We start from the raw sequence: 19,488 nt of genomic DNA, 5'->3' as shown, positions 1-19,488 counted from the left end.
GCCACTGGCCGGGTCCTGGCAAAGGCCCGGAGGATCGGGGCATGACTCCGAAGACCGAAGAAGGACCGTCCGCCGCCGGGACATCCCCGGCCGCCCCGCACCCCGCGGCGGAACTCCCGCCGCTGAGCGCCCTGGCCCGCAGCGCCCTGCAGTTCGCACGGGAGACCGAACCGGCCTTCCTGTACGCGCACAGCGTCCGCAGCTACCTCTTCGCGCGGGCCCTGGCGGAGGCCGGGGGCCTGGCTCCCGGCGCCGACTACGACGACGAACTGGTCCTCCTCGGCTGCATCCTGCACGACGTGGGGCTGACCGCGGCCGCCTCGGGCCACCAGCGGTTCGAGGTGGAGGGCGCCGACTTCGCCGCCCGCTTCCTCAGGGAGCGGGGGGCGGACGAGGAGGCGGCCCGGGTGGTCTGGCAGGTGGTCGCGCTGCACACCTCGGAGGGCATCGCCTCGCGGATGGGGCCCGAGGTGGCGGTGGCCCACGACGGCATCGCGCTGGACGTCCTCGGGCGCGGCCGGGAACGGCTGCCCGCGGCGGTGCTGGAGCAGGTGGTCGCGGCGTATCCGCGCGACGGTCTCGCCTGGGCCATCACCGGTCTGATCGTGGACCAGGCTCTCGCCGACCCCGCCAAGGCCGGGCCGCTGTCCTTCCCGGGGCAGGTGCTGCGCGGCCATCTCCCGCCGGGAGCCGTGCCGGGGTGGCACGATCTCGTCAGGGCCTCGCCCTGGGGCGACCGCCCGCCCGCGGCACCCTCCGCACCGGCAGGCGCACCGCAGGCTCCGGCGGACGCGGGCGGCACGGCGGCCCCGTCACGGCCGGGAACCTGAACCGGCGCGGGGAGGGCTCCCGTGAGACCCGGGCCCCGTCCCCGCCGGCAGCCCGGGGGACGGGGCTTCCGCCCCTCCCCCGGCCACCGTCACCGCTGCCGGCGGAGACGTCGACGCCGGGGCGGAAGGCGATTCCTCGTCGGGTTCGGGGAACGCCCCTCCGGGTACTGGCCCGTCTCCGCGCCCCTCACACGGCCTTTTCGCCCCCTGACCGAAAGTCGATCCCGTGAAATCCGGCACCATGGCGAAAACGCTTCGCCGAATGCGCTCCGCCGAAGCGTTCACAAGGGCCGAACCACCAACAAAACGGCCGGAGCCCGAAACAGCACAGCACCCCCTGTTGACCGCCCGGATGCATGAGGTTTCAATAAACCCCAGTGTCATGCGCGTTCGCTCTACCCCTTGGTTCCGGGGAAATGACATGCCCGCGTTCTCGCCCCGCCGGACGAGGATGCAACGGGCAGGGAATCTCCCGCCATTCGACCACCTGGTACGTGCACCGCCGTGATACGGACTCGTGCCCGCACCCGCCCTCCGGGCGCCGTGTGCGGCCTCCTTCCTCGTATCCGGGGGTGCGCTTCCCCCAACGAAGGAGCAGGACATGAGAGCAGGGGACTCCAAGCGCTATCTCGCCTATCTGGCGGCGATCGCCGCCGGGCTGAGCACGCCCGTGTTCGTCGGCGGCGCGGCCCAGGCGGCGACCGGCACCGCCGGGACGGTCACCGTCTCCGAGTCGGCGCGTACCGCGCTCGCCCAGGCGGTGCAGGCCGACCAGGAGGCGGTGTCCGCCGACGGCCTGTTCGGCCAGCACAACCAGACGTACAACGAGACCTACAACGAGGTCATCAACCCGCCCTACCTGCAGTACGGCAAGCCGTTCCTCCAGCCGCACACCGCGGGCGAGGCCGGTGCCACCGCCGCCGCGCCGCTGAGCAGGATTCTCGACGAGCTGTCCTGACGCCCGCAGCCGGTGCCCGCCACCGGCTCCACCGGATGCGGACCAGCGCGGCCCGGGCCGCATCCGGTCTCCCCGCAGCATCGAGTCACAGGCGCCCGGGAGGCCCGAGGATGGCACAGGAACCCACCAGACAGGTCCAGTTCGTCACCAAGGTGTCCAAGTTCTGCAATCTGAGGTGCACCTACTGCTACGAGTTCGCCGAGCTCGACCGGCGCGAGCGGATGAGCCGGGAGCAGTTGCACCGGATGTACGTCCATCTGCGCGACTACTACGTCGGCAAGGACCAGGAGGACGGGGCCCGCACGCACCTGCACATCGTCTGGCACGGCGGGGAACCGCTGATGATCGAACCGGACTACTACTGGCGCACCCTGGAGGACCAGCGGGCCGTCTTCGGGGACTCCCTGCGGGTGAGCAACACCGTGCAGACCAACCTCACCCTCCTCGACGACGAACGGCTCCGGCTGCTCCGCGACGGATTCGACAACGTCGGCGTATCCCTGGACCTCTTCAGCGGCCTGCGCGTCAACATCGCGGGCCGGGACCAGCAGGCCAAGGTCGTGTCCCATATGGAGCGCCTGCGCTCCGAGGGAGTCCCCTTCGGCTGCATCACCGTGCTGACCAGGAAGAACCTGGGCCGGGTGAAGGACACCTTCTCCTTCTACGAGAAGGCCGGACTCGGGTTCCGGGTCCTGCCCCTCTTCGAAGGCGCCTACGCCGACCAGCACGAGGCGTACGACATCACCGTGCCCGAGATCGTCTCCGCCCTGAACGAACTCGCCGACCTCTGGCTCTGCAGCGACAACCCGGTGCAGGTGTCCCCGCTGGACCACCAGTTGCAGATCGTGCTGCGCCACCTCGACCCGAAGGCGCCGCGCTCCTACTTCAACCAGCGCGAATGGCTGCCGGTCATCGTCGTGAACACCCCCGGGGACGTCTACGCCTACGGCGATCCGTACGAGGACCTCCAGGCGTCGCTGGGCAACATCTTCACCACCCCGCTGGGGGAGCTGCTCTCCGGCCCGCGCTTCGACGCCTCCGCCCGGGCGGCCGAGACCCGGATGGCCGCGAACTGCCTGAACTGCAAGTACTTCGGGGCCTGTTCGGGCGCGGCGATCGCCAACAACCGCGACAACGTGCACACCGAGGTCGACGGCATCGGTGTGTGCGACGTCGACCGGGCCGTGCTCCAGCACATCGAGGACCGGCTGCGCTCCAGTGGCGTCCTGGACGGCGACGGACGCGTCGCGACCGCCCCCGCGCCCGCCGTCGACCCCGTCGCCTGACCCCGTGCCGGGAGGTGGGAGCGACCGCCGAGGGCCCCCCGAGGGCTTCGCCGTGACGGTCTCCGCGGCGGACGGCCCGCGCTCGCCGGTGCCCGACCCGCCGTTCGGCGACACGGCACCGCTGCTCGCCGTCACCCTGGAGCCCATGCCGGGCGGCGGGGAGGAGCGCCTGCCCTTCCTGCACGTGGACCTGGCGGGCCGGCCCGGCGCCGCGGCCGTGGCACGGGGCATGCGCCGGACGGGGACCGTCCTGGACACGGCGGTGACCCTGTTCGTCCACAGCTCGGGCAACGGCTACGTCGGCATCACCGTCACCGAGGAGGCGCCCTCGGCCGATGCCCGACCCGACGCGGAGGACGGCCCCGGGCAGCGCGTCCTGCGGGTGGCGGTCGACCCCGCCCGCCACGCCGCGGGTCTCTCGGCCGCCGTACGCAGCGGTCTGCTGGTGCTGGTGCACCACTGGACGTCGGCCGGGGGCGAGTCCCGCCGGTCGCTGCTGAAGGTGGCCGTGCACCGGGGGACGCTCGAACGGATCGTCCGGGCGGCGCTCACACATCCCCGCTCCGTGCGGGTCGGACTGTCCGGCGGGCGGGACGGGCCCTGACGAGCGCCAGGGCCCCCGGGTGCCCCACCGGTCGCCCTGCGGCGACCGGCTCCGCCGGGGCCGTCCGGTGGGGCGACCGCGGCTGGCGCCCGCGTACCGGTCCGCCCCGGGCCCCGGAGGCCACAGGCCTCAGGGACCGCCCCGCGGTGCTCCTCCCAGGTCGGCCAGCAGCAGGTCCAGCTCCCGCTCCTCCTCGACCCGGATACCGGCCTCCGCGAGGGCGCCGGCGAGGTCGGGATCCCACGGCGAGTCCGTCCGGACGCCGGTGAGCGGCCGGGGCGGGAGCTGCGGGTCGCTCACGGCCAGGGCGGCGCGGTAGTCGGCGGCGGAGTACCGCCAGGGACGCCACGGGACCCGGCGCAGCAGGGCGCCGGCGATCCGGAGCCCGCCCCAGTCGAAGTCGCCGTGGTAGTGGAGGGCCGAGCCGTTGCCGTGCAGGTGGCGCAGCAGGGCGAGTGCGGCGGCCGAGGGCTGGCCCTGAAGGCAGACCAGGGGCGGGCAGTCGGGGCCGAGGGCGTCGGCCGCCGCGGCGAGGACGGTCGGGTTCTCGCAGATCCGTACCACGGGGGAGGCCACGGAGAAAGGCCGTCGGGTGAGCTGCCGAAGCGTCAGGACAGCCGGTTCGCCCTGGCCGGCCGTCCAGTCCAGGGCGGGGGTCCCCCGCAGGCTCAGGGTGAGGACCGTCGAGGAGAGTTCGTCCTTCAGCACGCCTGCCGACGCCCAGACCTCCCGCCGCCACTCGGCACCGCTTCCGTCGGCGAACCCCGTCAGGGCGCGGATCCCCGACAGCGTGAGGGTCGCCTCGGGGGTGCCGTCGTCCAGTGCGTGGGCCGAGCCGAGGACCCGGGCGGCGAAGGCGGCCAGCGAGACGGCGGGGTCGGCCGGAAGCGCACGAAGACCGGCGCAGACACCCGTGAGCAGGGTGTGTACGGAGTCAGGGGTACGGCCCAGGCGCCGGGCAAGGCCGTCCGCCCGTACCCTCGCGGCCCAGGCGGCGAGTTCGGGCCGGTCCCGTACCAGCGCGTCGAGGGGTGTGTGCGCCCGGTCCCAGGCGGCTTCCTCCTCGGCCCTGATCCGGGCGAGCGGGGTGACGGGGCCGGTGAGCGCCGTGACGGCGGCGGCGAGACCGTTGGGGCTGACGCCGGACCGGGACAGCACGGCGGCGACCGCCTCCAGCCGTACCGTGAGGGACCGGCCGCCCCCAGGCGCTCTGGCAAGCAGCCGTTCGACCGCGGACCGCTGGCCGGCAGTGGGGTCGGCCAGGGACACCGCACCGGTCAGGGGCTGCCCGGCGACGAGCCGGCCGCGTACCCGCTCGACAAGCCACTCGAGTTCCGGCACGCCCAGGAGGCGGCGCAGTCGGGGCATGTCGACCGTGCCGTGCAGGACGGGCTCCGGGCCGGCACCGGGCGCTGCCGGCCCGTCGTGGGTCAGCCCCACAGTGGCTCCCGTTCCGGGCGGCCCGCAGCGTCCGATGCCGGATGGCGTGCGGGCTCGTCCCGGCGGTGCCGCCTCGTGCCGTCCCACTCCCAGCGGGTGACGAGGACCGCCGCCACGTCGTCGATCCGGGACAGCTGGGCGATGGCGATGCCGGGCACCTGCGGGTAGCAGGCCCATTCCCGTTCGCTGGTCATCACCACGTCGAGGTCGAAGGCCCGCAGCAGGCCGAGGCACTTGGCGCGCGAGTCGTCGTCCACCCCCGCGAACGCCTCGTCCAGGGTGACCAGGCGGGGCGCGTGCGGGCTGCTCGCGCTGGCGTAGTGCGAGGAGGCGGCGGCGAACAGCGGCACGGAGACGGCGAGGACGCGTTCGCCGCCGGAGGCGGGGCCGGTGGCCGGGACCCAGCGCCCGTGCTGGTGGCGTTCGACGCCGAACTCGTGCCAGGAGCGGTAGTCCAGCGCGGCGGTGAGGTGTTCGAGCCAGCTGCCCGAACCGTCGTCGGACTGCTGGCGGGCGATCTGGGCCTGGAGGAACTCCCCGACCGCGGTACGGTCCTCGGCGGTCCACGCGTCGGCGGACTGGCGCAGCCGCTCCCGGGCCTGGGCGAGTCCGGGTGGGGCCTTGCGCGAGGGCCGCCACACCAGGCGGAGCTTCATGCCGGTGGAGGTGGGGCGGTCCTCCAGTTCGGTGTTCATGTCCCGCACCCGGCGTTCCGCGGTGCCGATGAGTTCCTGGAGGGTACCGGCCACTTCGTTGATCAGATGGGTTTCGAGGATCTCCCGTTCGTGCGCGGACAGGATGCGGGTGAGTTCGCCGACCTCCGCGGCGAGCGCTGCGGCGAGTTCGGGAACGGCCCGGTCGCGGCCCTGGTAGACGATGTCGACGACCATGCCGTCCTCGACCATGCGCGCGGAGGCGCTGTGCCCGTGCCGGGACAGGGTGTCCTGAAGGGTCTTGAGTTCCTCGCTGAGCCGACGCTGGACGCGTTCCCAGGCGGCGTCCGTGTCGTCGACCGAGGAGAGTCCGGTCTCGATGGCGCGGGCGAGCGTGATGGCCGGGGTGGCGGCCCAGGGGCTGTCGTCCCCGGCGGGGACCGCGAGTTCGGGCAGCGCGACCCCGACCAGGCCGGTGGCCGTGAAGCGCCGGAGCGCGTCGATGGCCTCGGCGCGTGCCCCCACGGTCTCCGTGAGGTCCTTCTCCAGCTGCTCGATCCGCCCCTCGGCACGCCCGGCCTCCCGGTCCGCTTCCGCGTGCCTTCGTCGGGCGGTCTTCTGGTCTGCCTCGCAGGTCCGCTGTGCCCCGGTGGTCTCGGCGAGTCGCCGTTCGAGTTCGGCGACTGCCGCTCCGACGGTGGAGCGCAGGGTCAGGTGGCGCTGGTCCGCCGCTGCCGCCTCGCGCTCCGCGTCGTCGGCCCGCTGGGCACGGTCGGTGGCCCGCTGCTCCGCGTCGGCCGCCTCGGCGCGCTCGTCGTCCACCTGGCGTGCGGTCTCGCCCTGCTCTCGCACCGCCGGCCACAGGGCGGCCAGCGCGGCGGTGAGAGAGCCCAGGGCGTGGCGTACGGAGGCGAGTCCGGCCCGGTCGGGGGGAAGTCCCAGATCGGCGGCGGTCTCGGTGAGTTCGGCGGCGCCACGCTCGGCCTGCCCGGCCGCCTCGGTCAGCTCGGCGGCGCGTTCCCCGCACCGCGTGCGGGCCCTGCGTACGGTGTCGGCAGCAGCGCTCACGAACGCGTATGCCCGGGTGAGCGGCGACTCGTCGGGGATGGAGGCGAGTTCGGCGTCGAGTCTTCCACGCCGGTCCGCGATCTCTTCGGAGCGGGTCGCGACACGCTCCGCCTCATCCCGCAGGAGGGCGAGTTCGGTGCCGAGCACGGCGACGCGGGCCCTCCGCGCCGCCTCACGCGCGCCTTCACCGATGTACGCGGCGGCGGGCTTGGCCCACGTGCCGGTGAGCGCGCCGACACGGAAGCGTCCGTCGACTGCCACCCAAGTCCCGGCCGCTCCCCCGCTGTCCAGGCCGACGGTGGCGAGCAGCCCGTGCACGGTCGCTTCGCCCAGGGTCGCGGCCCGGGCGTCTGCGTGGTCCACGGCCGGTCGGAGCACGTCGGCCAGTGAGGGGCCGCTCACCGGTCCGTTCGACGGGGAGAGCAGGACGTCATGCCCGTTCACGGCGAGGGCGGAGCCGTCGGGGAGCACCCACGCATCGAGGAGGCCGGATGCCTCGAGCGCCGCCTCGAGCCCCGCTCGCCCGGGTTCGGGCAGGTGGTCACGGAAGTCGACCAGACGCCAGAGCGGGGCTCCCGGCAACTGCTCCCGCAGGCCGGCGGTGCGGGTTGCGGGCGGCTGGGGCTCGCGTCCGGTGCCGGCCTCCAGGGCGGCGAGCTCCCGCCGCGCCTCGTCGGTGCGCTGCGCCAAATCCGAGGCCCGGCGGGCGGCTTCGGCCGCCTGGTCGGCGAGGTCCGCCGAGCGGGCGGCATGGGCCCTGGCCGCGTGAACGCGTGCCGGGTAGGGGCCGTCGAGGTGGCGAGTCCACTCCTGGAGTTCGTCGAGAAGCCCGGTCTCATCGGAGAGGACGAGCTCCGTCCAGGTCCCGGCGCGTTCGCGTACGTCGTCCAGGAGTGCCTGCCCGGCCCGCGCGGCGCCCTCCTCCGCCTCACCGTGCGACTCGGCGGCCAGGGCGAGGTCCGTCTCGGCCTCGTCGAGACGGCCCGACGCCCGGCGGTGCGCGGCGGCGGCCCGTGCGGCCGTTTCGAGGAGGCCCTCGACATGGACCAGGGAGCGCTCGGCGCGGCGGGCGGCGTCCTCGGCTGCGCGCCGCAGTCCGGGCTCGGGCAGCTGGTCGTCCGTGGGCAGGGTGACGTGCGCGGCAGTGGCGTGCTCCCGCGCCTGGGCGAAGGCGTCTTGGACCCTGAGCCGCGCGGCGTGGAGCCGGTTCTCGGCAGCGCCGAGCCGCCCGAGCGCCCTGGTGCGCAGGGCCGCCGCCTGTTCCCGGTCCTCCCGCGCCCGGGCCGCCGCCTGCGCCGTTCGCGTCACGGCCCGCGCGGCGTGCTCCAGTTCCCGCGCGTCGCGCATCTCAGGCGCCTCACGCAGGGCCTTCTCCTGGGCCCGCAGGCGTTCCGCGGACTCCGCCAGGGAGCTGATCTCCTCCTCGGCGGCCGCCCGCTTCTCCTCGGCGCTCCTGCGCCGCTCCTGGGCATCGGCCAGATCCCGTTGCACACGCTCGTAGCGGGAGTGTTCGGCGCGCGGAAGCCGGGCCCGGCGGCGGGTGGCGATGCGGGCATAGCGCCGGTAGTGCTCCAGGAAGGCGGAGGCGGCCCGTTCCGCGACGGAGGCGGCCACCAGCTCGTCCTTCTCCTCGTCCAGGGAGCGGAACGCCTCGGCCACGTCGGCGATGACGGCCTGGTCCATGGGCGGCAGGGCCTCGGTGAGGGCGCGGGAGAGGGCGGCTTCGTTGGGCCGCTTGGAGAGCTGCGGCTGGCGCAGCTGGATGAGCAGGTCCACCAGGGCCGCGTACCGCTGCTCTCCGAGGCCGAAGAGCGCTTCGTCGACGGCTCGGCGGTACGACCTGGCCTGGTCGTACACCATGCCCTGCCCGGCGACCGCCTCGGCGAGCCGGTCCCGGGACAGGGCCGTGCCGGTGGCGTCGAGCAGCCGGAAGGTGCCGTCCGTGCGCTCGGTGGAGCCGTGGTCGACGCGCTGGCGCGTGACGGCGTACCAGTGGCGGGCGATGCCCCTGCCGCTGACGGCCTTGAGCCCGCACAGCAGCGTACGGAAGTGCTGCTCGCCCGTCGTGTCGTCGAGTCTGCCGAACTCGATCCACGTGTACCCCAGCCGTTCGGAGTGCGGATGGTCGCCTCCGAGAAGCAGGTTCCACTCCATCCGCTTGCCGGGGTCGCCGTCGGGTTCGACGCGGCGGGGGCTCAGGTCGCCGTCGAGCAGGAACGGCAGGGTCAGGGCGAGCACCTTGGACTTGCCGGTGCCGTTGTTGCCGCGCAGCAGCAGACGCCCGTCCCGGAAGCGGAACTCCTCCACGTCGTAGTGGAACAGGTCGACGAGCCCGACGCGCAGGGGCTGCCAGCGGGTACGCCGCGGGGTGGGGAGGCGGGTCACGAGGTGGCCTTTCGCTGCGGGGGCACATCGGTGGAGCCGCGCTCACGGATGACGGTCTCGCCGACCGCGTACCGGGCGAGGGCGGGACGGGCCACGACCGTGTGCGGGGTGCGGGAGACCAGGCCGAGCGCGGTGAGCCGGGCGACGGCCTGTTCGACGAGGTCGGTCTCCGTGCCCGGCTCCCGGGCGGACTTCGCCCAGAAGCCGCCGTGCTCGGAGGCGAGTTCGCGGACGCGGAGGGCCAGTGCCCCGAGGGTGACCGGGCCGTCGGCCCGGGCGAGATGCTCGGCGAGCAGCAGGGTGATATGGCCGTGGGTGCCCTGTTCGGGCATGCGGAGGTCGGTCAGGTCGTCGTCGGGGTCGACCATCGCGATCCCCTCGGCCCGCACCTCGGCGACGAGTCCCGTCAGTTCGGTGATCCGGGCGGTGAGGAAGCCGCGCTGGCGGGTGAGGTAGCCGAGTTCGGCGTCGGTCAGGTCGTCGTAGTAGAGCACCGGGTCGTCGAGGAGCCTGCGGGTGAGTGAGCGGCGCATGGCGCGGAAGCGCAGCTCGTCGCTGTCCAGGGCGGTTTCCGCGACGAGTTCCGCGAGCCGGTCCTCGACGTGGTCCGCCCGCACGGTGGAGGGGCCCCGCCGGGCGGCGAGGAGGCCGGCCAGGACCCGGCGTTCCACGTCGTACAGGACGTCGCCCACCCCACTGACGTACGCTTCCTCCTCGCCCGCGACGCGCCGCAGCACGCCGAGGTCGAGCAGCAGCCGTACGACGGCGGCGAGGTCGAGGCGCGCGTCACGCCGTTCCAGGGTGAACTCGATCCCGGCGGCGACGAGTCGGGGATCGGCGGCGTCCAGGACGATCTGGCCGGCGAGGCGTCCGAGCGCGATCTGCGCCTCTCCGCGTTCGAGGGCGGCGAGTGCGAGGCAGAACAGGACGTAGCGGCGACGGGTGAACGGGGCGGCGCCCCGACTCGCCTCCCGGGCCGGGTGCGTGGGGTCGGTGAGGACGCCCGGGATCTTGCGCAACCGCGCCGTCTCCGCGTCCACCTGGAGGGACCAGCCCGTGTTGCGATCGAACCACGCCCTCAGTTCGGGCGCGTGCCGGCGGACGAGACGGAACGCGTCGGCGTGCCGGCCGCGCGCGAGGAGAAGGGGGTGCTTCAGCACGGCGCGCGCGGCTTTGCGCAGGTCGGCGGCGTGCTGGCCGTCCAGCACCTCGGCGAGCGGTGCGGTCATCGGTCGGGGTCTCCGTCCCTCGGCTCGTCTCCGTCCGTCAGGTCGACGATCTCGATGAGGTGGTCCGGGCCGCTGAAGACTCCGCCCGGCGTGCGGATCTCGGCGGTGGTGCCGTCGGTGGGCGCGGTGAGCCTGATCTCCATGGAGCCGTCATTGCTGGTGGCCGCGGTGTGCCTCGTCCCGGGTCGCCAGGTGGCCAGCGCGTCTCCGAGCAGGTGGAGGAACAGCCGGAAGGAGGTCGGGTCGAGTTCGCCGAGGCCGGACAGGCGGGTGACGCCGTCGGTGACGAGCCGGGCGCGGGCGGCCGCGGTCTCCGCGGCCTGCTTGGCGGCCGTCTCGGCGAGTGCCCGCCGCCGCTCTTCCCGGTCCTCGACCTTGCGGGGCTTGCCGCGCCGCTCGTAGCTCCCGGTGCGGCGCAACTGGGGGCTGATCCGCAGCGGCTCCGCCTCGGCCCACGGGGTGGCGGCGGGGACGGGCCGCGCCGCGCGGGCGGTGAGGGTGTCGGCGTCGACGGTGAGGTGCCGGGCCGGATAGAGGCCGAAGGCGGCCCGCCACAGCCGGTGGCGGGCGTCGTCGTCGGGTGCCTCGGCGAACCAGCGCGCCAGGGTCCGGAAGTCGGCGGACCGGTCCGAGCGCCCCGACCTCCGCTCGTTCAGTGCCCGTACGACCGTCAGGAGCTGCGGGATCGCCCCCAGCGCCCGGCCGCGGAGGAGCCGGGCCTGAGACTCGTGTCCGTCCCTGCTGATGAACCAGGCGCCGAGTCCGGCCCAGCGCGCGGCCCACCGCGCGTACACCTCGCGCTCGGCCTCGGCGGCCGCCTCCGGCGAGGCGTCGGCGGCCTCCCGCCCGGCGGCGGCCCTCAGCAGGGACTCGACCCTTCCCCCCTCCTCCAGCTCCGTGATCAGCCGGGCGATCCGCCCGCCCAGGGTGATCAGATCCTGGATGAACCGCTCCAGGTACTGGATGAGCCGGTCCTTGTACGCGAGGAAGGCCTCCTCCTCGACGTCGTGCAGGTCGATGGTCCGCTGGAGCGAGCCCATGAAGGCGCGGGCGTTGTCGGCGAGCGCCGCGAAGCGGCTGGCCAGCGCGTCGAGGGCCAGGTGCGCCTTGACCGGGTCGGTCTCGTCCTCGGCGGCCAGGACGAGCAGGGCGCGCAGATGGGTGACGGTGTCGTGCAGGGCGACGGCCTGGAGCGCGCCACGGCGGCCGAGCGCCTCGTCGTAGGCGGCGAGGGCCTCCTCGGCAGCCTCGCCCTCGCGCGTGAGCTGGTAGATGAACCGCTTCCGGTAGAAGTCCTCGACGGCGGTGACCCGGGTGGTGTCCGGATCGGCCCGCAGATTGCCCCAGCCGACGAGCCTGTCGAGCGCGGCGACGACGGCCTCGGGTTCGGCGGGGCGGACGTGCGCCGGAAGGGCGGCGTGCACGTCCTCGGGGCGCAGATGTACCGCGAACCGCTCCTTGGCCACCAGGAACACCCGCATCAGCTGGCGGTAGAGCGGGGTGTTCCGCACGGTGAGGTGGGCGAAGGGGCCGAATCCGCCCGGCTCGGGATCGGGAGCGGACGGGGCGGTGGCAGGTGGTGCGGTCATCGTCGGCCATTCTCCCCCAGGCGCCTCTCCCGCGAGCAGGGGCCGAACGGCCTGGCTGATTCACGCCGTCGCAGTGCCCGAAATCCGGCCCGGACGGCTGCGGGCCGGGGAACCCGCCCTCCCCCGCGAGGGATCTGCTCCGAACCGCCACCCGGTGCTGCGGGGTGCGCGGACCCCCGTGCCCGCTCTCGTCCTGCCGACGGCGGGCCGGACCCGACGCTCCGCGCCACGGCGGCCACGCCCAGGACGGTCTCGGCGGCCTCGATCTGCCGGGCGTATTCGGGCGGTTCGACAGCGCTGCGAGGTGCCGTGGCCGTCGTCGCACGCCCGCCGGGAATCGCGGGACAGCCCGGAGACGACCCTCTGCCTACTGAGATCGGACCTGGGGCTCCTCCCCTGATCGAAGGACGCCCACGTCCACCACCGGCCAGTCCGAACGAAGGGCGATCACACCAGGAAGGGACTCCCATACTGGAATCACGAAGCACACACGATGAAGCACAGAAGGGCAGATGGGGACGATGGAAACCAAGAAGAGCGAAACCTGGGCGGCCCTCGATGACCTGGGCCCTCTCACGGAAGACACGCCCGGAAGCGTCAACCACACACCTGCGGCCGTTTCCTGGTTCATTCCGGCGGTACTGGCCAGCGCGTTCATCGGCGCAATGGCCGTCCATGCGGTCGATGACGCGATCGGCTAGCCCGTAGTTCCTCAGACAGCAGCATTTCGCGAACAGGAAGACCATACCGCCGAAACGGCGGGGAAGCGCACGAAGAAGGGAACAGCCATGAATGCATTCGACACCGTCCTGCTCGAGGCAGGCCTGGGTGAGCTGCACGAGGACCACCCGGGACTGGCCCTCGAGAGCAGCCCGACCATCACCTGCCTCGCGGGCGCCCAGGTCACCTGGAACGCCGCACAGGGCGTCGCCCAGGGCAACCTCGCTCTGGCCATCACCGGTTGAGACTCCGGTTCGTTCGAAGGGCGGCCGCCACAGGTTCCATCTCCCCACTCCTGTATGAGGGTTCGTCGGATCACACCGACGGACCCTCATTCGCGTCTCCGCACACGGCCTGATGGGCGTGTTCCCGCCGAGATCACGGCCTGGAGGCAGGACCGGGTGGCGCGGTGGGCGCGCGGTGATGCCGGGGCCCGCGACCTGTGGGCCGTCGTGAACGCGATCTCCTACCGGCAGCGGGCAGGCTGCCGGTGGCACCATCCGCCCCACGGTCTACCAGCCCGTGAATGATCTACGGCATGCCGGTCGGCCCTGTTTCCCGCCCACCCGGCGAGGGTGAGGCTGTGGAGGCGGGCGATGCCGGGCATGGCGTGGTGGACGCCGTCGCCTTTCAGGCGGCAGTCGCGCAGGACCTTCCAGGCCCTGATGCGCGCGAAGGCGTGCTGCGACGCGGGCGCGGACCGTGCGGTGGGAGCGGTTGTGCCGTTTCTCCAGGCGGGGAGTTCGGTCTGACCCTTCGTGCGGCGGTGTGGGACGACCAGGCCGGTGCCGAGGTGGCCGCCGTCCGCAATCACGGTGGTGGGGCCGACGTCCCAACGTGGGGGCCTCGACCGCGTTCTGCTTGTTCCCGCCCGAGATGAAGCTGTCCCGGTCTTTACGGCCTGCGGCATGCCCGGGAACCGGTCGACGAAGACCCGCCGGTGCTTCGCACCGGCGCCGACGGCCCGCTGCCCTGGCCTGGACTCCGGTTTCGCCTGGTGTCGTTCATGCCGTGACGGGCCTGCCTCGGCCAGGGGTTCGGCGATCACCTCAGCCGACTGGACTGTGGTCCTCCGCTCACTGATGAGTGCTTCACGAGACCGTTCCCCCACCGCACGAACATGATCAGGGGATCAGGACCCGGCATCGCACCGCTTACCGTGCACGCGCTCGGTGGAGGGCAGGACCTTCCGCCGTGCCGTTCGGCTCCCCGGGGCCGGAGCCCGGGCTCTTCGGACCGCGACCGCTGCGGGAGAAGACCCCGAGGAAGAGCAGCGCGGTGGCGAACACGATGAGACCGAGCACGGAGAAGGTCGCCCGGTACCCTTCGTGCAGCGCCTGTACCTCTGAGGTGAGCGGGTCGGCCCCGGAGGTGGTCGAGGCGGCCAGGCTGGTGAGCAGCGCAAGTCCGAACACGCCACCGGTCATCCGGGCGGTGGTCACCAGGCCGCTGGCCCGCCCTGAGTCCTCACTCGGGATCCCGGCCGTGGCCATGTGAGTGAGCCGCACGAACGAGATGCCCATGCCGGCGCCGATCAGGAGTGACGGCGCGAGGGCCTCCTGGACGAAAGTCCCCTCCCCCGGCGCTCGTCCGAGCCACAGCAGCCCCACGGCCAGGAGGACGAGACCCAGCTCCAGTGCCGTACGCGGACCTGTGCGCCGCACGATCCGAGGCGTCAGCGTGCACCCCAGGGCGCCGGCCACTGACAGGGGAATCTGGCAGAGAGCTGCGGCCCTGGGGCCGTCACCGAGGATCTGCTGCTGGTAGAGGGAGAGGAAGAAGAACATGCCGGTGACCACCATGCCCATGACGGCGGTGCCGAGGTTCGCGAAGCCCGCGATCCCCGAGGTCAGCCTGCGGAGCGGCAGCAGCGGCCGGTTCCCGCGCCTCTCGGCGGCAGCGAACATCGCGAGCAGCAGCGCTCCGGTCCCCAGGGGGACCAGCGCGGCAGGCGTCCCTCCCGAGCGCCCTGCCTCGGTCATCCCGAACGCGAGAAGAAGCAGCCCCCCGGGCATCAGGACGACAGCCTTCAGATCGTGGCGGGACAGGCTGCCGCCCCTCTCCCCGCTCGCCGGAACTCCTCTCAGACACGCCAGGGCGAGGAGCAGAGGCAGCGACGCCGTCACGAAGAAGATCCCCCGCCAGCCGACGGCCTCGGTCACCAGCCCCCCGGCCAGCACTCCTGCCCCGCCGCCGAGGGCCGCCGCCGCCCCAACGGACCCCAGGGCCCGGCTGCGGAGTGACTCGGGGAAGAGGGTCAGGAGGAGACACAGCACCGCAGGCTCCACCAGCGCGGCTCCGGCACCCTGCAGCGCCCGGGCCGTGATCAGCGTTCCGGTGCCGTCGGCCAGACCTGCCAGCAGGGACGCGCCGCCCATCACAGCCAGCCCGGTCAGGAGAAGCCTTCGTCGGCCTATCGTCCCCATGACCACGCCGGCGGGCAGGAGCAGGGCCGCGACGGCAAGCACATACGCGGAGACGACCCAGGACAACTGCACCGGCGACAGGTTCATGGCCTCGCCGATCTCCGGGAGGACTATGTTGATGTTCGCCGCGCTGAACATCACCAGGAACTGCGCGGCGGTCAGCAGGGCGAGGAGCGTGCGGAGCGAGTTCGTCCTGGGACGGAGCGTCGGCCCCCGTCCGGGAGCACAGCGGTTCGATTCCGTGGACGAAGGGGGTGTGCGGTTCGGACAACCCATCTGACTGTTCCTCAGCTCGCTTCGTACATGGAGCGGATGCCTGCTCCTGCCACCTGTTCCACGGACCCGGACCGTCGGCCCTCCGGCCCCGATGTTGCCCGGTAGGCCGCTCCGGGAGGTCTGGCCCTCCGTAAAGCCCCCGGGCGGTGGGCCCCGGGGAATCAGCCGGCGCACCTCACACAGCGCTGACACCGGATGCCACTTCAGGTTCGCGTCTCCAGGCCGTGACGCGGAACCTCCCATCAGCCGACCCGACGGTGGAGCAGCCTTCCGCTGACTGGAGGAATCCAGGCCCGGGGCGGCCCGTCGCCTGAGTGAAGGTGGCCGGGCAGCGCGCCCTTCTTCCTGGCGCCGCGCGCGGAACGCGCTGCCGGGGCCGTCCGGGTTCCAGCTTCTCGGACCGACCCCCGTTCCTCCGGTAGGCGGACAGGCTCGTCCACCCGTAGATGCTGCAGACGGTTGCCCCGGGGCCGGAGGGAGACGGGCGACGCTGGTGTCCTGGTGCCGCAGCCGACGGCGTTCGCCCGTCGTGCCGCAGGCCGGCCCTTTGGCCACACGCCCGGCAAACCCGTCACGTCCACCATGAGGTGTGCCAACCGATGAAGCAGATGTCCACTCCGGTCCTGAAGGCCGTGGCCGCCGGGGGTGCCGTTGCGGTCGCCGGCTTCGGTGCCCTCTTCGTCTTCCACCTGGTGATGCAGAGGGACCCCTCGCTGCCCACGATGTTCGCGGATCTCTGCGAGACCTTCGGGGACGCTCTGGCTCTTCCGATCATGACCGGGGCACTGGTGTACGCGCTGACCCGCCTTCCCTCCACTTCCCGGGAGGGCGTGTACGCGGCCTCGGCCGCAGCCGCGGGCGGTGCCACCGGAGCCCTGACCCAGTTGGTCCGCCTCGCGGACGGTGCCCATGAACTCACGTGGGCGCACCCCCGCCCACACCACTTCACCGCGGCCGGCGTCTATCACGCGGTGTTCCTGACGGTCATGTGCGCGGTGACGGCCGCGCTCTGGACGCTCGCGTTGAAGCGGCTGGTCAGGGCACACCCGGACGACGAAGGCACCAAACCGGCGCGCCGGGCCCTGTGTGCCGGATTGGCCGCCGGCCTCTCCTTCGTCGTCCTGCTGATGACGGACGACTGGAAGTTCCTCTCGACCACGAGCGGAGCCACAGTGCTGGCGGCGACGGCGGCAGCCACCGTGCTGACCGTGTGCCTTTTCGTCGTGGTGACGGTCCGGGGCCACCGTCGCAGGCGTGGGCTTCAAGCCGGGCTACGTCATGGTCGCCATGACCGGAGTCGTCCGGGCTCGCTTCGTCCTTGTCGCGAGACCTCGCTGCGACCGCCCCGAACCGATTGGTCGGCTTCAGGAGGCACGGGGCCGGGGCCGCACACACGCCTTCGCCGACGCCCTGCCGACCTCCGAGCCCGTCCTGCGCGGGCGGGGCTTCGAGCTGGTGACCTGGACCCGCCCGTTCGTGTACGGGCCCGGCGCCCGGAGTAGGCCGGGACACGGCACGGGAGGGCTGACGTGACGGCCGAGGCAGCCCTCGGGCAGCGGGCAAGACGGCGTGTGCCTGTGCTTCCGCTTCCCGCTGCCCTTCCGGGAGGCCGAGGAGGTGATCCGTCAACGTGTCTCGTGATCCTCTTTCCGCCAAGGGGGGGTCGGCAGTCCAGGTTCGACCGGGATGTCGAAAGCGGTGGCCATATAGCCCATGAGGCCGTAGAGCCCGCAGAGAGCCACGATTTCCACGACCCCCGCGTATCCGACGACCTCGACCAGTGCGTCCTGGAGTTCGGCGGGGATCTCGTTGTCGGCGGCGATGTGGTCGACCGCCTGCACCACGGCGCGCTGGGCAGGCGTCGTGTCTGCGGGCACGGCATCACCGGCCAGCGCTTCGATCTGTGCCGCCGTGAGACCTGCCTGCGTTGCCGGGCGCACATGGTGTGCCCACTCGTAGTCCGCGCGTCGGCGGGCGGAGTAGCGCAGGATCGTCGTCTCGCGGAGGTCGTCCGGAAGCAGGCCCTGGAACCGCAACCGCTCACCGAGCTCACCGACAGCTCGTGCGACCTTCGGGTTGTTGAACATGGCGACGTAGATGGCGGCGAGCTGCGGTCGGCCGTCTGCGTGGGTGCGCACGGCTGCCATTCGCTGCATTTCGGCGCGGTCTTCGTGGTGCACGTGCGAGGCAGGGTCCGGAAGCCGGGCCATCAGTGGCTGTCCTCCCATTCCGCCACGGCCTGACGCCACGGGGCGATGGGCGTGGGATAGTGCTTGTCGATCCGGGCCGATACCAGGAACGGCTTGTTCCGGGTGAGCCCGTGGGCCACTGCCTCACCTACCTCGCCCGGGTGGGAGACCGTGACACCGTCGGCGCCCATGGCCCGTGCGAACTCCGGCCACGAGAGCCCGGGAATATCGGTGAGCGCCTCGGCTCCGGCGCCCATCTCCTTCGCCCGGTACCAGATGTTTCCGTAGGCGTGGTTGTCGAAGACGAGGATCACGAGCGGGATGCCGTAGCGGGCAGCCGTATGGAGTTCCATCCCGTGCATCAGCATGCAGCCGTCGCCCGTGGCGATCACCATGGGACGCTCGGGCCTGGCGATCTTGGCGCCGATGCCCAGCGGGATCGCGCCGCCCATCGGGGCCAGGTTCGCCAGCGACACATAGTCTCCGTTCCCGTAGCTGGGCCAGTACTGCGAGCACCAGGCACGATGCGCGCCGGAGTCCACCGATAGCACGGTTTCGCGCGGGCAGGCAGCGCGAGCCTCCGTGACGAAACGGGCCGGGTGCATCGGTTCGGTGTCCCGGGTGGTGTCTTCCGCTTCGTAGGTGCGCGGCCCGCGGCTGCGCACGTCGCTCAGGAACGCCAGCCGGGCCGAACGGCCGCTCTCCAGCCCGGCGGCGATCGGCCCCTCGACGCCGGCGAGCAGTTCGAGGAAGGCCCGGGGGCTGGCGGTGACCGGCCGGCTCGAGGGCCAGGTCCGTCCGATGAGTGCAGGGTCAGCTTCGACATGGACGAGTTCTCTCGCCGGCAGCATCTTCGGATCCCAGTTCAGGGTGTCCCGCTGGGACAGTCCCGAACCGATGACGACGAGTACCGAGACGGCGGGATCGAGAATCGCCTCGCTGGCCCAGCGCGAACCGCCGTAGCCGAAGACGCCCAGCGCGAGGGGGTGGTCTTCGGGTACCAGCCCTTTCCCGCTGAGCGTGGTCGCCACGGGGATGCCGAAGCGCTCCGCCGCGGCGATCAGAGCCGCTTCCGCTCTCGCGTGGCGTACCCCCGGTCCTGCGAGGATGACGACATTCGCAGCGGGCTGCCCGGTGGTGTCCGTGGAGAAGACGGACAGAGCGGCGTCCGTCGCTTCCCGGTCGATCGCCAGCGGTCGATACGCCGCCTCGGGCAGCGGCGTCCAGTCCGCACGCTGCTCACTACGCTGGACATCCAGCGGGATCGACAGATGGACGGGCGCCCGCTCTCGCAGTGCGGTGAGTGACGCAGCCCTCAGGTAGGGCTGGAGATTGGCAGGCGAGTTCACGCTGAGGCTACGGGCCGTGACCGGCCTGAGCACGGAGACGTCATCCAGTGCGGCACCACTGCCGTCCTGGAAGGCACCGCGCCCCTCCGTGCCGGTCGCGACCTCGCCGCTGATGGCGAGAAGCGCGGAGCGGTCGGCTCGTGCCGCGGCAAGCGCGGTCACCATGTTCGTCACACCGGGTCCACCGATACCGAAGGCGACGCCGAGACGACCAGAGGCACGGGCGTAGCCGTCGGCCATATAGGCCGCTCCGGCTTCATGGGCCGTCACTACAGTACGCACGCCATCGGTCCCGGTCATCGGTGGCATGAAGGGATCGTTCAGCCCTCCCGGGACCATGAAGAGGTGATCGACGCCCTCGGCTGCAAGGGACCTGACGACGCAGGTGGCTCCGTCCATTGTCATTGTCACAACTGGGGAATCTAAGGCGTGGCATCCGTCATCTGGTGGACCCGCGCCGCTGCGCCTGTTCCGAATCGACGGACA

General features: G+C 72.5%; 14 protein-coding genes and 1 pseudogene. 7 read left to right on the top strand and 8 right to left on the bottom strand.

The features are described 5' to 3' along the window. Nucleotides 1-41: 41 nt before the first annotated feature. From ACGF15_RS15300 to ACGF15_RS15285, 4 genes are all read left to right on the top strand, one after another. Nucleotides 42-830 (top strand): HD domain-containing protein, encoded by a 789-nt coding sequence (locus tag ACGF15_RS15300; protein WP_392799272.1) that lies wholly within the window; start codon nt 42-44, stop codon nt 828-830. 601 nt (nt 831-1,431) lie between these two features. Then, nucleotides 1,432-1,788 carry a hypothetical protein gene (locus tag ACGF15_RS15295; protein WP_345614825.1) on the top strand — a complete coding sequence of 119 codons (357 nt, stop codon included), beginning with the start codon at nt 1,432-1,434 and terminating at the stop codon, nt 1,786-1,788. Nucleotides 1,789-1,898: 110 nt separating this feature from the next. After that, nucleotides 1,899-3,074, top strand: a complete 1,176-nt coding sequence (locus ACGF15_RS15290; protein WP_362612944.1) for a radical SAM protein — start codon at nt 1,899-1,901, stop codon at nt 3,072-3,074. 52 nt (nt 3,075-3,126) lie between these two features. Further along, nucleotides 3,127-3,678, top strand: a complete 552-nt coding sequence (locus ACGF15_RS15285; RefSeq protein WP_392799267.1) for a hypothetical protein — start codon at nt 3,127-3,129, stop codon at nt 3,676-3,678. Between the two features lie 129 nt (nt 3,679-3,807). Here ACGF15_RS15285 and ACGF15_RS15280 read toward each other — a convergent pair whose 3' ends face one another. The 4 genes from ACGF15_RS15280 to ACGF15_RS15265 are packed head-to-tail and all read right to left on the bottom strand — an operon-like array spanning nt 3,808 to nt 12,042. Continuing rightward, nucleotides 3,808-5,118, bottom strand: coding sequence for a TIGR02679 family protein (locus tag ACGF15_RS15280; protein WP_392799264.1), 1,311 nt, complete (start codon nt 5,116-5,118; stop codon nt 3,808-3,810). Beyond that, nucleotides 5,109-9,224: a TIGR02680 family protein gene (locus tag ACGF15_RS15275; protein WP_392799261.1), complete on the bottom strand. Its 4,116-nt coding sequence runs from the start codon at nt 9,222-9,224 to the stop codon at nt 5,109-5,111. The genes ACGF15_RS15280 and ACGF15_RS15275 overlap by 10 nt, the downstream gene beginning before the upstream one ends. Then, nucleotides 9,221-10,453 carry a TIGR02678 family protein gene (locus ACGF15_RS15270; RefSeq protein WP_392799258.1) on the bottom strand — a complete coding sequence of 411 codons (1,233 nt, stop codon included), beginning with the start codon at nt 10,451-10,453 and terminating at the stop codon, nt 9,221-9,223. Before ACGF15_RS15270 ends, ACGF15_RS15275 begins: the two co-directional genes overlap by 4 nt. Then, entirely contained in the window at nt 10,450-12,042 is a 1,593-nt protein-coding gene (locus tag ACGF15_RS15265) for a TIGR02677 family protein (RefSeq protein WP_392799254.1), read from the bottom strand. Before ACGF15_RS15265 ends, ACGF15_RS15270 begins: the two co-directional genes overlap by 4 nt. 521 nt (nt 12,043-12,563) lie before the next feature. Between ACGF15_RS15265 and ACGF15_RS15260 the strand changes: the two genes are divergently transcribed. Both ACGF15_RS15260 and ACGF15_RS15255 read left to right on the top strand, forming a co-directional pair. Continuing rightward, on the top strand, nt 12,564-12,743 hold the full coding sequence (locus ACGF15_RS15260) for a hypothetical protein (protein WP_345614832.1): 180 nt from the start codon (nt 12,564-12,566) through the stop codon (nt 12,741-12,743). Nucleotides 12,744-12,830: 87 nt separating this feature from the next. Further along, nucleotides 12,831-13,007, top strand: coding sequence for a hypothetical protein (locus ACGF15_RS15255; protein WP_345614833.1), 177 nt, complete (start codon nt 12,831-12,833; stop codon nt 13,005-13,007). 221 nt (nt 13,008-13,228) lie between these two features. On the opposite strand, the pseudogene ACGF15_RS15250 reads toward ACGF15_RS15255, so the two are convergent. Further along, nucleotides 13,229-13,591: pseudogene (locus tag ACGF15_RS15250) on the bottom strand (hypothetical protein); the annotation flags it as partial. A 325-nt stretch (nt 13,592-13,916) separates the two neighbouring features. After that, complete coding sequence (locus tag ACGF15_RS15245; RefSeq protein WP_392799250.1) at nt 13,917-15,464, bottom strand: MFS transporter; 1,548 nt, start codon at nt 15,462-15,464, stop codon at nt 13,917-13,919. A gap of 599 nt (nt 15,465-16,063) precedes the next feature. On the opposite strand from ACGF15_RS15245, the gene ACGF15_RS15240 reads away from it, so the two are divergent. Continuing rightward, nucleotides 16,064-16,966, top strand: coding sequence for a hypothetical protein (locus ACGF15_RS15240; protein ID WP_392799247.1), 903 nt, complete (start codon nt 16,064-16,066; stop codon nt 16,964-16,966). 123 nt (nt 16,967-17,089) lie between these two features. On the opposite strand, the gene ACGF15_RS15235 is transcribed toward ACGF15_RS15240, so the two are convergent. After that, nucleotides 17,090-17,674, bottom strand: a complete 585-nt coding sequence (locus ACGF15_RS15235) for a carboxymuconolactone decarboxylase family protein (protein ID WP_362613785.1) — start codon at nt 17,672-17,674, stop codon at nt 17,090-17,092. Next, nucleotides 17,674-19,401 carry a thiamine pyrophosphate-binding protein gene (locus ACGF15_RS15230; protein WP_392799244.1) on the bottom strand — a complete coding sequence of 576 codons (1,728 nt, stop codon included), beginning with the start codon at nt 19,399-19,401 and terminating at the stop codon, nt 17,674-17,676. Before ACGF15_RS15230 ends, ACGF15_RS15235 begins: the two co-directional genes overlap by 1 nt. Nucleotides 19,402-19,488: the final 87 nt, after the last annotated feature.

The organism is Streptomyces sp. NPDC048001, from assembly GCF_043203115.1.
Classification (GTDB): domain Bacteria; phylum Actinomycetota; class Actinomycetes; order Streptomycetales; family Streptomycetaceae; genus Streptomyces; species Streptomyces sanyensis.
The sequence above is the reverse complement of the archived record's forward strand: the minus strand, read 5'-3'. Positions and strand labels throughout refer to the sequence as shown.